The sequence below is a fragment of the Cognaticolwellia aestuarii genome, from assembly GCF_002000025.1.
GTDB classification, from domain to species: Bacteria; Pseudomonadota; Gammaproteobacteria; order Enterobacterales; family Alteromonadaceae; genus Cognaticolwellia; species Cognaticolwellia aestuarii.
Genome location: NZ_MUZV01000007.1, coordinates 129,211 through 142,498 on the forward strand (window position 1 = coordinate 129,211; position 13,288 = coordinate 142,498).

Sequence of the window (13,288 nt, forward strand, 5' to 3'; positions counted from 1 at the left end):
GCTTCTTTATCGCTATTAAATTTCAGTTCTGGTTTAGCGGCCAATACGCTAAAACAGAAAAATTAATAACCTATTACTCATGAACATACTGCCCAGTGTTATAAAATAAAAATTGATAGCTGCTATGTAAATAGTTGTTAGCCAAAGCCTTGATTAGGTATCTTAGTAGCATGCGGCTGTTTAGCTTGCAAAGCGAGTTAAACTCTTATATAAAACCAACAATAATAAACAAGTAATTGATAATAAAATAAAATGTTGGTTAACTGCCTTTCTATAAAATGCTGTTATATGCAAGCAGGCCAATAAATGGCAGTCACTACTTTATTCGAGCATTTTTCTTTGCTTATTGATTTGCCTCAACATCAACATGCGAGTTATCTCAAACAACATATTAGTGACCCTGTGCAGGCTGAAGAACTTAAAGCGCTGCTTAATAACCACTTTAGTCATAACGATAAAACGCAATGGCACGAACTCATTGCTCAACAAGCCCAAGACATTACGGGTGATGAGCAACTTCAAGATTTACTTGGCAGCAAACTTGGTGTTTATACCCTCACAGAAGTTATTGGTGAAGGGGGCATGGGCATTGTATTTTTAGCTGAACGTCATGATGGCATGATGCAGCAGCAAGTGGCGATAAAGTTTTTATTGCCCTCGATAGTGCATGTTGTTGGTTCAAAAATCGCTCATAATCAAGCACAAATTTTAGCAAGATTAAATCACCCTAATATCACTCAAGTTTACGATGCCGGTACTAGTCCAACGGGTCTGCATTATTTAATTATGGAGTATGTGGCAGGACAGCCCATTGATGCCTATTGCCAACAGCATCAATTGAACTTTATTGAACGCATTCATTTATTTTTAGATGTTTGTGATGCCATCGCTAAAAGCCATTTAATTAATATTGCGCATAGCGATATTAAACCGGCTAATGTATTGGTAAGCAAAGATGGTTTAGTCAAAATACTTGATTTTGATATTGCCAAAATGCTACAGCCAAATGAACAAGAAGCTGAAGGCGATAATGTTAAGCGCTACCTTCGCGCATTGAGTCTTGCATATGCTTCACCTGAACAACTAACAGGACAAGCGTTAACTTTAGCCACTGATCAATACTCTTTAGCGGTGTTACTTTATGTTTTGTTAAGTGATCAAACGCCATTTGATATGGAAAAAAAGAATATCAATGAGTTAGTTGAGGATATTCAGGCCGGCCGGGCTAAACCACTAATAGTCAACCAAGCCCGTGTCAAGCTCACACTAAGCCAGCATTGGGCGATGGTCAGTGATATGGCGAAAATAATCAGTAAAGCCATGTCAGCTGATGTTGATAATCGTTATTCAACGGTTGCTGCATTTAAATCAGATATTCATAAAACCCTTAAATATTACCCCACTAAACTCAGCTATTCATTATGGCAGCGAACTAAAAAATGGTTAATTCGAAAACCATTACTTGCGCTAATCTATGTAATATTGATTGTCGCAAGCCTGTCTTTTGCCGTACAAAATGACAGTATTGAGCAAGAGCGTAATCTAGCCTTGATCGCTCAGCAAGAGGCGGAGCAGAGAACACAGCAGGCCGAACGAGAAAAAATGCATGCTATAGCGGTAGCTGAACAATTAGCGAATATTTTAAAGCAAGAAAGTCGTTATCCCAGCCAAGCAAAGCCAAATGGCCTTAGCCCTATGCTTGAGCAAGGTTACGAAAATACCATGAATACAAGTAAACTCAGTAGTGGGCAGAAATTACAAGTAGTAAAAACTATTGTAGAAAGTTATCTAAATCAACAGCAGTATAAAGCAGCGATAGTAATACTTGAGAGAACACTCGCTATAAGTGAACTGCTTGTGTTAGATATTGAAAAGCAATTACCACTATCGCTCTTACTGATTGAAACTTATGTGAAAACAGAGCAGCGACATCAGGCAAAAGCCTTTGTTGTTCGATTGAAAAAAGCAATAAGCTCTCATGGTCTTAGTACTACAACGAAAACACAGCTATTATCAGTTGAAGATATATTATCGCCAGCGTGATCATTTCAACAAATCACCAGTCTCGTTAGCTATTTTAACGGCTATTTACATTCCGGCTTAAATAACGCATCAGCACTTATAAAAATTATTACCTGTTTTTATAGCTCACTTTCAAGAGTGTCGAGTCGGCTATTTATTTGTCATTAAAATTTATCTCCTTTTTATTCTAAATATTTATAAAAATTTATTACGGTTTTTAAGATTAACTGCGTAGCTATAACGTCACTAAGTCACAAGGTAAATTTATCTCAACAACACAGGTAAGCGCTGATGCAATAGTGCGAAGTAACAGCACTAAGTAGTAATGATGTTAGCATTTTTTTGAAAAAACTGACTGTTCAGCATTTTAACTACTGGAAAGTGTGATCTAGATAGAAAAACTTAATAAATAATAGGATGTCAAATGGCTTTAATAAATTGTTGGGAATGTGATATGACTATCAGCACTACAGCTGAAGCTTGTCCGAAATGTGGCGCACCATCAAAGCATGCAAATTCAGCAGTTCAAGATCTTCAACCTGCAGCGAACACGATGGGTATAGATCCAGAAATTCACAAAGAAATGTTGGCCCAAGCGAGTATCGTAGTAAAACGTAAAAAACTACTAAAAAGTTTGCAAGATATTGTTGCTGGTAATGTTCATGAAAATTTCTTTAATGCCAAAGGAAGTGGCAAAAAAGTTTATGCGCAAATTCAATGGAAACATTATTTTATTGATGATCATGAAAAAGACAAAACTACACAAACACACGTAAGTAAAACAACCGGTTTTACGAATCGTGGCAACAGTTATGTCAAAGATGTCAACGTAAGTACGACGACAACACATTATGATTATGTTGACGTTATTGATATGGAAGATCATAAATCGACATACCGCTTAGTAGATTGTCGTTTAGATAAGTTAAATTCAGGCCAAGTTATCTCGTTAGGTTGGGTAAATAAATCGGAGCAACCTTTAGTTGATGAGCAATGTTCAGAAGATGCTTGGCAGATAGGCCAAAGTTGGAGAGAAAGTATTCAGCCATCGATTTTTGTCTCACACCACGACCCTAAAGGCGGTACTGAAAGTAATTGGCAAGCGTTGGCGTCAGAGGAGTTTAAAGATAGTTTTATTAGCAGTAGCATTGGTAAGTGGCACCTACTTTGGCTGACTCCGGTTGTGCTAAGTGTGGCAGGTTTTAGAGAAGAGTTACTCATTACTAGCTCAGTTGTTGCGTTATCGACAATGATGATTGTTAAAATCGCTCGAAGCATCAAAGCAGGTAGACAATTTAAACTATTAAAAGAGTGGTACCGTAATGAAGCGGGGCTAATGTTAAATAAAGGTAATGATAGCTATGAGCGATTAAGGTAATTACAGCGTCCAATAGCAGAGCCAATAAAATTTTGCTCTGCTTGACCTATTCGCTATAAAAAACTGAGTTTATTGGCTGTATCAAGTGCCAGGCTGGCATTCTTTAATGCTAATAAGCATTTCTATAAGGTAATGTAAGATAAGGAATTTGTAGTGATAAAAGCAAAAATAACTATTGCAAATGTAACAAGGTGTGTGTAAGTTGTAATTGAAATGTTAATGGACTAAGTGTTTCTTTTTAATTTAAATACTGAGCTTTTATCAAATATAGAGGAATGCCATTAATGCACTGTCGTCGCTTTATTAAGTCTTTGTTAATCTCCTGTCTAATTTCGTTACCTGTATCTGCTTCATTAATAGAGCGAGATTATTTACAGTTAGATGATGGCGGCATAACTTATGATAATGAAAGTGGTTATGAATGGCTTGATCTTTCTTTTACCCGTTCAATGAATTTAAACCAATATCAAGACTACCTGTCTTCTTCTAATGATGGCTGGATGTTCGCGAGTAGCCGTATGGTCGATAATTTATTTACCCAATTTAATTTAACCAAAAAAGTTAATGTCCATAGTGGTATATATGAGGTAAGTGAAGATAATTCAAGCTTTGGTACTTATCATTCAGCATCCGGCTATTCTTATTACAAGCCACCGGAAAAAGCTTTTATTGACCTGGTTAGCGCTTTGACGATGTTAGGTGAATCAATGAGTGAAGGTTCGGCACTATTTGGAATTAAAGGCTTTACCAGTGATAATATCAATGGTGCCTATGAGCAATATATGGCTTATCATAATGGTGCGGAAGATCTTGGGATTTTGGCATTTGGTGATTACCACCGAGTGCCTACCGGTAAAGATATTCAGTCATTTTTTACTTATCGTATTGCGAGACCTGAAGTTAATTTTTCCTCACTGAATATTAGCGTGCCAAGCACTCAAGTAACAGAGCCTACAACGCTTGCCATCTTCACTTTAATGCTTTCTTTATTTGCTTTTCGTCGCTATCAAAAGTAACACTAGCTTGATTATTGCGCCTTAAACAAAGGTTTTTGGCCGCTAATTTTTGTACAGCGTTACAATTTTCCTTCCGCATTAGTTCCACTTCTTATGTCATCATTTGACAGTAAATAATGATGAATAATTACTAAATATTCGACTTTAGTGGTGTATTACAACATGAAAACTTAGGCTATGATGTTGGCAAGTTAAAATATAATGATAGTTGAATGAAGACATTAATTCGACATATCAGTAACCACTAGATATTAGAAAATGAAGGATTAAGCATGCAAGCACTTAAAAGTCATTATCCCGTATTAGAGCAAGCAAAAGCTCACACCTATATTGATTCAGCCACTTATGATGCAATGTACCAACAGTCAATCGATCAACCTGAAGTTTTTTGGGCTCAACAAGCAGAAGAGTTTCTTGACTGGTACAAGCCGTGGGATAGTGTGACTGATGTTGACATGAAAGCTGCTGATATTAAATGGTTTTCTGGTGGTAAATTAAATGTTAGTTATAACTGTATTGATCGTCACTTAGTTAGTAAAGCTGATGACACCGCTATTATCTGGGAAGGTGACAATCCTAGTGAAGATAAAAAAATTACTTATCAAGAGTTGCATGATCATGTTTGTCGTTTTGCAAACTTATTAAAAGCACGTGGGGTAAAAAAAGGCGATCGTGTTTGTATTTACATGCCAATGATCCCTGAAATTGGTTATGCCATGTTAGCTTGTGCCCGTATAGGTGCGGTACATTCGGTAGTGTTCGGTGGTTTTTCTACTGAAGCTATTCGTTCAAGAATTATCGATGCTGACTGTCAAGTTGTGATCACTTCTGATGAAAGCCTTCGCGGCGGACGTGTTATTCCAATTAAATCAAATGTTGATGCAGCTATTGTTGATTGCCCTAATGTTCACTCGGTAATCGTCGTAGAAAGAACCGCGGGTGACATTGCTTGGAATGATAAAGTTGATGTTAATTATCAACAAGAAGTAGCCAAGTTTCCTGCGGCTTGTGAGCCTGAAGTGATGGATGCTGAAGATCCGCTATTTATACTGTATACCTCAGGTTCTACAGGTACGCCAAAAGGCGTTCTACATACTTGTGGTGGTTATTTACTCTATGCAGCGATGACCCATAAGTATGTTTTTGACTATAAAGATGGTGAAATTTATTGGTGTACAGCAGATGCAGGTTGGATTACTGGTCATTCTTATATTTTTTATGGTCCATTAGCTAATGGTGCAACCACCTTAGTTTTTGAAGGTGTACCAACGTATCCTGATGCAGGTCGTTTTTGGGAAGTATGTGATAAACACCAAGTGAATATTTTCTATACCGCACCAACGGCAATTCGCGCGTTAATGAGTGTGGGTGATAGCTTTGTTGAAAAAGCTGATTTATCGTCGTTACGTATTTTGGGGACAGTTGGCGAGCCAATTAACCCTGAAGCATGGCATTGGTACTATGAGGTCGTAGGTAAAAGTAATTGCCCAATTGTTGATACGTGGTGGCAAACTGAAACTGGCGGTATTTTAATTACTTCATTGCCTGGAGCGGTTGATATGAAGCCAGGTGCTGCAGGTAAGCCTTTCTTTGGTGTTAAGCCAGCATTGTTTGATAAAGACGGTAATACCCTAGAGGGTGAGAACCAAGGTTTGCTAATGATGACAGGTAGTTGGCCTGGTCAATTACGTAGTGTTTATGGTGATCATGATCGCTTCTACCAAACTTACCTGAGCCAATATCCAGGAAACTACTTCACTGGTGATGGTGCAAAACGCGATGAAGATGGTTTTTACTGGATCACCGGTCGTGTTGATGATGTCTTAAATGTTTCTGGCCACCGCTTAGGTACTGCAGAAATTGAAAGTGCATTGGTATTGCATCCTGCCGTTGCAGAGGCGGCTGTAGTTGGTTACCCGCATGAAATCAAAGGTCAAGGGGTATATGCCTATGTAACTTTGATGAATAATGCGACAGAGTCTGACGCTTTACTAGCGGAGTTAACAGAATTTGTTGCCAAAGAACTAGGTCGCTTTGCTAAACCTGACTATATTCAATACGCGCCTGGTTTGCCAAAAACGCGTTCGGGTAAAATTATGCGTCGTATTTTACGTAAAATTGCAGAAAATGATCTTGATACCTTAGGTGATACTTCAACCTTAGCTGAACCTGCTGTTGTTGATCATTTAGTGAGTAATCGTATTGTTCATAGTTAAATGATTAAAAGATAATTTCTTCAGTATGATTTATAAAAAGCGCCAATCGGCGCTTTTTTTCGTTAAAAACTGATTAATAGGGCTGTACCTAAGAAAATTATAGTGTAATATAATCAATACAAACAAAGTAAAGTTTAATTTACACTGAGATTTTAGATACAATGTATAAGCTGCATTATCGATATTATTACCTCCCATACTTTAGCTAGTCACATCTCTAGCGTCATCGTTAGTTGTTAAATTAACCATAATTGCTTTACTTAACACTCTATTTATTGCTCTATATATTCAGGAAAGTCCTATGTCAGAATCTACTTCAACTGCTGCTCAAAGCCCAATGCCCAAAAGCAGGTTAAACGATATACACGTTAATGCCGAAGATGTTTTAATCACACCTAATGCCTTGCGCGAAGAGTTACCACTGCCAGAAGCTGGTCGTGTGTTTGTTAAAAATGCACGTCAAATCATTGCGAATATTATCCATAAACAAGATCATCGCTTGTTAGTCATTACTGGCCCATGTTCGGTACATGATGTTGAAGCGGCAAAAGCTTATGCACGAAAATTAAAAGTGTTACATGATAAATACCAAGACAGCTTATATATTGTTATGCGGGTTTACTTTGAAAAACCACGCACAACTGTCGGTTGGAAAGGTCTAATTAATGATCCACACATGGACGGTTCATTTGATGTTGAAAGCGGTCTTCGTAAAGCGCGAGAATTGTTAATTTACTTAACTGAGCTAGGCTTGCCTCTAGCTACCGAAGCACTTGATCCTATTAGTCCTCAGTATTTAGCTGAGTTATTTAGTTGGTCTGCTATTGGCGCTCGTACCACAGAATCGCAAACCCATCGTGAAATGGCCAGTGGTTTATCTATGCCAATCGGTTTTAAAAATGGCACTAATGGTGGACTTGGGGTAGCAATCAATGCGTTACAATCAGCGGCTCATTCGCACCGCTTTATGGGAATTAATCGCTTAGGGCAAGTGGCGCTAATTAAAACCTCAGGTAACCCTGATGGCCATGTTATTTTACGTGGTGGTAAGCAACCTAATTATGATTCGGTTAATGTGGCATTATGTGAGCAAGAGCTAGCTAAGCAAAACTTAGAGCCAGGTATTGTTGTTGATTGCTCACATGGTAATTCTAATAAGGATTACCGTCGTCAGCCGTTAGTGGCAGAGAATGTTTTTAATCAAATTTGTGAAGGCAATAAGTCTATTATTGGTATTATGCTAGAGAGTAATATTAATTCAGGTAATCAAAGCTCAGACTTACCATTTCAAGCACTTGAATACGGCGTTTCTGTTACTGATGCTTGTATTGATTTTGCGACTACTGAGCAACTGATTTTAACGGCAAGTGATAAGCTTGAAGTGGCTTTAAAGCAAAGAATTAATAGCACAGTTAACGAATAGGATTAAAAATTAGCAATGAGTAACACAGCTACATTTGAGCAGCAATTAGGTGCACTACGTGATGAGATTGACGATATAGATGGTCAGCTCGTTGCGTTATTAGCTAAACGGCGCGCTGTAACGACAAAAGTTGGCTTATTAAAAAGCGAAGTTGGGATGCCAATTTTTGCTCCTGAGCGCGAAGCGAGCTTACTTAAAGCTCGTCGTCAGCAAGCAATAACTGCCGGAATTTCACCAGAACTAATTGAAGATATTTTACGTCGTTTGATGCAAGATTCTTACATTAGTCAAGATGCTAGCGGCTATCGATGTGTGAACCCTAACTGCAATAAAGTTGTTATTATTGGTGGTGAAGGGCAGCTAGGACGCATTTTTGTTGATCTGTTTACCCGCTCTCATTATCAGGTACAAACGCTAGAGCAAGCCGACTGGCCAAACAGTGCAGAGATACTAGCTGATGCTAGTTTAGTGATTGTTGCTGTGCCGATCCGACTGACAACTATGGTAATTAAAAAGCTAAGCAGCTTACCTGAGAGTTGTATTTTAGCTGACGTTACTAGCATTAAAGAAGCTCCGCTATACGAGATGATGAAAGTACATCGTGGGCCTGTTATTGGTTTGCATCCGATGTTTGGTCCTGACGTTACCGGTTTGGTTAAGCAAACCATCATTGCTTGTGAAGGACGTTTACCAGAGCAATATCATTGGTTACTTGAGCAGTTCCAAGTATGGGGGGCTAAAATTTATCCTGTTGAAGCTCATGCGCATGATGAAGCAATGTCAATGGTGCAAGTTATGCGACATTTTTCCACTATTGCCTATGGTTATCACTTAATGACCGAAGGCGCAGATATTGCGCAGTTAGTCGAGATGAGTTCGCCTATATATCGCTTAGAGCTGATTATGGTTGGACGGTTATTTGCCCAAGATCCGGTGTTGTACACAGATATTATTTTTGCCAACCAAGATAATATTGCTATGATGAAGCGCTTTGCATATCGATTTTTAGAATTACTGGAAGATGTGCAGTTAAATGATAAGCAAGCCTTTACCGCCATGTTTTCACAAGTATCTGATTGGTTTGGTGATTATGCTGATATTTTCTTACAAGAAAGTAAAGCAATGTTGGTAAAAGCAGATCAACTGAAGAAATATTAAGTATCAATATTACGACACAGACAAGGAATGAAATGAAAACAGTTTCCACCATGTTATTAATTATCACGATCCTATTTACCATTACCGCTTGCGCTAATGGTAATGCAGAAAAAAACACTATGGCTATAGGTGAAATTAGCCAACAGCAGTTAATTCGTGATTATGATGCCTTTCAGCAAAGCTATCAGGCATTTGCATTATCTGAGCAAGAAATTTCAGTGATCAAAGGTTGGCCAAATAATTTACATATCGATATATATTTTGGTTCTTGGTGTCATGATAGTCAGCGTGAAGTGCCAAGATTTTTAAAGGTGTTGGCAGAAAATAGCGCATTATCTTACCGTTTAATTGGACTTGATTATGATAAATCTGAACCTAATGGCTCAGCAAAAAAGCATAATATTCGTTACACGCCAACTTTTGTGGTCTATCAAGGTAGTAAAGAAATCGGGCGCATTATTGAACGCCCAAAAGTGTCATTAACCGCTGATATATCAGCAATGCTATAATTTTTAGTTAAAAAGCAGCTAAAATAAAAGTATTAAAAAAAATCGCACAACAGTAACTTGTTGTGCGTTTTTTTTATGCTGATAGACACTTAACTTTGGTAATTTAGCTTAATCACACTTAACCACATTTTGAGTCGCCACAGTTTAAACATGTAGAACAACCGTCTAGTAATACGACTGATTTCTGGTAGCACTTTTTACAGTTACTTGCGGTGTCTGGAAAATTTAATTGATGGTTTTCACTTTTACTGACAGTTTTATTTGTATCCTCAGCCATTGCAGCTTGTTGTTTTTGTTTTAAAAATGCTTGCTGATGAGCATCTATTTCACTCTTAGGTAACATGTCTAAGGTTTTTAAGTGTGTTTCAATCACATGGCCGATATCAGCAACGACTGACGGCATAAAAATACCTGTGCCAGGTTGATAATAGCCACCTTTAGGATCAAATACAGCTTTGAGTTCTTCAACTAAAAATGTGCAATCACCGCCTTTACGAAATACAGCAGAAATTACACGTGTTAAGGCAACAACCCATGAATAAAACTCCATGTTCTTTGAGTTAACAAATATTTCAAATGGTCGCCTAACTTCTTGCGTAGTGCCTTGGTTTAATAAAATATCATTAATGGTGATATATAGTGCATGATCTGAAATAGGTGGTTTTATTTTATAGGTTGAACCGACTAACATTTCAGGTCGTTTGGTTTTTTCCGTTAAATTTACCATCACCTTATTGTTAGCACTTTCTGCTGTGAGTGTTGCGTCGCTGTCAGGTGACTTTACTTTCGCCGCGCTAATATTTTGTGTTATCTCTTTCATCATTGTTACTCTCGTGATTATTTATACCCGTGACGCTTCTATATACAAAGTTCAGCTTGAAGTATTAGGGGCAATATAAGCTTAAAGCTTGCCGTAATAGCCTTCTTTTAAGGCGTCATGTAAATTGGCTGCTGTATGCACTTCGCCGTCGTAGCGGATCTCTTCATTACCTTTTGCTGTTACTTTTGTGCCATCAGCAAGCGTGAACTCATAGTCGACCTTTTCCAGATCGGTTTCTTTAACGAGTACTCCTTGATGAACTTCAGGATTAAATCGAAAGGTTGTACAGCCCTTTAATCCTTTATCGTAGGCATAGAGATAAATATTCTTAAATTGTGGGTAAGCAAAATCAGTTGGAATGTTAATGGTTTTTGAAATTGAAGAGTCTACCCAATACTGCGCTGCAGCTTGAATATCAACATGAGCTTCAGGGCTAATACTGTCGCTGACCGTGAAATAGCTAGGGAGTTGATCATCACCTTCAGTTGCATAGGCTTGTGCATTAGGGTTAATCATTGTTCGATAAGCTAAAAGTTCGTAGCTTGTTACCGCCACAGACTCTTTCGACTTTTTACCCGCGCGAATAATATTTCGATGATATTCATGGGCAAAACTTGGTTCTATACCGTTTGAAACATTATTGCCTAAGCTAAGTGCCAGTGTACCTGTTGGGGCAATAGAGGTGTGGTGAGTGAAGCGTGCACCTATTTTAGCAAGTTGTGCGATAAGTTCAGGCTGCTCTTGTGCAATTCTTTGCATGTAACGGCTGTATTTTGCATGTAATACTGCACCGGTAATGCTATCGCCAATTTTAATGCCATCAGCTAGCATTTCGGGACGTTTGTTGAGCATAGCTTGGTCAACAGTAAAGTGTTGTTTGAGGATTGGAGCAGGGCCTTTTTCTTTCGCAAGTTTTAGCGCTTCTTGCCAACCTGTGATCGCGAGCACCTTTGATAGCTCTTCAGTAAATGCAACGGCTTCAGGACTATTGTAAGGTATTTTCAGTAAGGTCAAAGCTGATCCTAAGCCGAGATACCCCATACCATGCCGGCGTTTGCTTTTGATTTCTTGTTGTTGCTCAGGCAGCGGTAAGCCATTTATTTCTACAACATTATCTAGCATACGGGTAAATATACGGATGACTTTTTTAAATTTCTGCCAGTTAAATTCTGCCTTGCTCGTGAATGCCTGCTCGACAAATTTGACCAAATTAATTGAACCAAGTAAACATGCACCATGTGGGGGTAATATTTGTTCGCCACATGGGTTACTGGCACGTAGCTGTTCGCAAAACCAGTTGTTATTCATATCATTAGCATGATCAATCAAGATAAAGCCAGGTTCAGCATAATCAAAGGTGTTGCTCATGATCATATCCCATAAGCGCTGCGCAGGTATGTGCTGATAAATCCGGCAGGCGATTTTACCTTGTTCGTTTAGGATGTAATCGTGCTGCTTGATAAAGTCGCTATGATAGTGATTCGTTTTAAAAAGCACTGTTGTGCTATCACTAAGATCTATATCATCGGCTAATACTTCTTTCTGAGTTAAGGGAAAATTTAACGGCCAATCGTGGTTATTTTTTACCGCGTTGATAAAGTCATCGCTGATCAATAAAGAGAGATTAAATTGACGTAGCCGGCCATCTTCACGTTTGGCAAGAATAAAATCTTTAACATCGGGGTGAGAGACATCAAAAACTCCCATTTGGGCACCGCGCCTGCCACCAGCTGAGCTGACGGTAAAGCACATTTTGTCGTATATATCCATAAAGGACAGCGGCCCCGATGTTGTGGCACTAGCCCCTGCGACATAAGCTCCACTAGGCCTTAATGTCGAGAATTCATAACCAATACCACAACCGGCTTTTAGTGTTAAACCCGCTTGATGAACTTGTTGTAAAATACCTGTCATGGAGTCTTCAATGGTACCGGATACGGTACAATTAATTGTCGAGGTCGCGGGCTTAAATTTTGCTGCGCCAGCATTAGAAATAATGCGCCCTGCTGGATAAGCACCAGATTGCATAGCCCAAAGAAATTTTTCTTGCCACTGCGCCTGATTTTTAACTTCGATATCAGCTAAAGCTTTCGCGATACGTAAAAATGTTTCATCGACATTGGCCTCTTGATTGTTGCCGTGCTTATCTTTTAGTCGATACTTTTTATCCCATATATCAAGTGAAGCCGCTTGTAGTTCAGGCTTTTTATCCGTTTTATTTTCGGGCGAATTTATTTCAGCAGCAGTTTTTTTTTCACGATCGGTTTTCAGTGTCATCATGGCAAGTTATTTTATTATCGAGTTAATTGGTTTGTTGATAATAAATATTATTGTATTTCATACAAGCTAAAGGTGTATATATGTATATCTCGATCAATATTTAACACAATATGTTGTGTTTTTGTGTTTTCCTACTTGTAAGTGATATTGATCAAATATTGGCGGGGGAAAGCGCTTTTTAATAGGATTATAGTGTAAAGTAAAGTTACTTAAGTCGGTATTTTAATCATTGGTGATTGAACTTTTTCAGCATTTAAGCTGATTATTGCCTTTAGACTACTAGCAGAGCCAAGCTGTAACCATGTAAAAGCCAGTATTGATGACTTTATATATACAGCAATCTCTCAACACGTTTTTTTCACCGACCCTCAGCGTTAAAATATCGACAAATAGCTCGCTATTCATAAACCTTATGCCTTGATAATGGAATAAAATGAAGCGTTAATGGTGTTTATTGTCATGTTAA

At 38.3% G+C, this 13,288-nt stretch carries 9 protein-coding genes; 7 read left to right on the forward strand and 2 right to left on the reverse strand.

Features of this window, described 5'->3' with window-relative positions; genetic code table 11:
• The first annotated feature begins 306 nt into the window (after positions 1–306).
• The 7 genes from B0169_RS12195 to B0169_RS12225 all read left to right on the forward strand — a co-directional run bounded on the left by B0169_RS12195 (position 307) and on the right by B0169_RS12225 (position 9,722).
• On the forward strand, positions 307–2,043 hold the full coding sequence (locus B0169_RS12195) for a serine/threonine protein kinase (protein WP_077286259.1): 1,737 nt from the start codon (positions 307–309) through the stop codon (positions 2,041–2,043).
• Positions 2,044–2,446: 403 nt separating this feature from the next.
• Positions 2,447–3,400, forward strand: coding sequence for a hypothetical protein (locus B0169_RS12200; protein WP_077286260.1), 954 nt, complete (start codon positions 2,447–2,449; stop codon positions 3,398–3,400).
• A gap of 275 nt (positions 3,401–3,675) precedes the next feature.
• Positions 3,676–4,416 carry a hypothetical protein gene (locus B0169_RS12205; protein WP_143323534.1) on the forward strand — a complete coding sequence of 247 codons (741 nt, stop codon included), beginning with the start codon at positions 3,676–3,678 and terminating at the stop codon, positions 4,414–4,416.
• 272 nt (positions 4,417–4,688) lie between these two features.
• Positions 4,689–6,632: an acetate--CoA ligase gene (gene acs / locus B0169_RS12210; RefSeq protein ID WP_077286262.1), complete on the forward strand. Its 1,944-nt coding sequence runs from the start codon at positions 4,689–4,691 to the stop codon at positions 6,630–6,632.
• Between the two features lie 337 nt (positions 6,633–6,969).
• Positions 6,970–8,055 carry a 3-deoxy-7-phosphoheptulonate synthase gene (locus B0169_RS12215; protein WP_077286383.1) on the forward strand — a complete coding sequence of 362 codons (1,086 nt, stop codon included), beginning with the start codon at positions 6,970–6,972 and terminating at the stop codon, positions 8,053–8,055.
• Positions 8,056–8,070: 15 nt separating this feature from the next.
• A complete protein-coding gene (gene tyrA / locus B0169_RS12220; RefSeq protein ID WP_077286263.1) occupies positions 8,071–9,213 on the forward strand; it encodes a bifunctional chorismate mutase/prephenate dehydrogenase in 1,143 nt (380 codons plus the stop codon).
• A 32-nt stretch (positions 9,214–9,245) separates the two neighbouring features.
• Entirely contained in the window at positions 9,246–9,722 is a 477-nt protein-coding gene (locus tag B0169_RS12225; RefSeq protein WP_077286264.1) for a thioredoxin family protein, read from the forward strand.
• Between the two features lie 118 nt (positions 9,723–9,840).
• Here the strand turns inward: B0169_RS12225 and B0169_RS12230 are convergent, their stop codons facing one another.
• Together B0169_RS12230 and B0169_RS12235 are read right to left on the reverse strand one after the other, a co-directional pair.
• On the reverse strand, positions 9,841–10,545 hold the full coding sequence (locus tag B0169_RS12230) for a TSCPD domain-containing protein (protein WP_077286265.1): 705 nt from the start codon (positions 10,543–10,545) through the stop codon (positions 9,841–9,843).
• 78 nt (positions 10,546–10,623) lie between these two features.
• Positions 10,624–12,822, reverse strand: coding sequence for an adenosylcobalamin-dependent ribonucleoside-diphosphate reductase (locus tag B0169_RS12235; RefSeq protein ID WP_235838561.1), 2,199 nt, complete (start codon positions 12,820–12,822; stop codon positions 10,624–10,626).
• Positions 12,823–13,288 lie beyond the last annotated feature (466 nt).

Excerpts from the sequence above, each read along its gene's own strand:
- B0169_RS12195 (WP_077286259.1), top strand. The coding sequence starts at position 307 with ATGGCAGTCACTACTTTATTCGAGCATTTTTCTTTGCTTATTGATTTG.
- B0169_RS12200 (WP_077286260.1), top strand. The coding sequence starts at position 2,447 with ATGGCTTTAATAAATTGTTGGGAATGTGATATGACTATCAGCACTACA.
- B0169_RS12205 (WP_143323534.1), top strand. The coding sequence starts at position 3,676 with ATGCCATTAATGCACTGTCGTCGCTTTATTAAGTCTTTGTTAATCTCC.
- acs (WP_077286262.1), top strand. The coding sequence starts at position 4,689 with ATGCAAGCACTTAAAAGTCATTATCCCGTATTAGAGCAAGCAAAAGCT.
- B0169_RS12215 (WP_077286383.1), top strand. The coding sequence starts at position 6,970 with ATGCCCAAAAGCAGGTTAAACGATATACACGTTAATGCCGAAGATGTT.
- tyrA (WP_077286263.1), top strand. The coding sequence starts at position 8,071 with ATGAGTAACACAGCTACATTTGAGCAGCAATTAGGTGCACTACGTGAT.
- B0169_RS12225 (WP_077286264.1), top strand. The coding sequence starts at position 9,246 with ATGAAAACAGTTTCCACCATGTTATTAATTATCACGATCCTATTTACC.
- B0169_RS12230 (WP_077286265.1), bottom strand. The coding sequence starts at position 10,545 with ATGATGAAAGAGATAACACAAAATATTAGCGCGGCGAAAGTAAAGTCA.
- B0169_RS12235 (WP_235838561.1), bottom strand. The coding sequence starts at position 12,822 with ATGATGACACTGAAAACCGATCGTGAAAAAAAAACTGCTGCTGAAATA.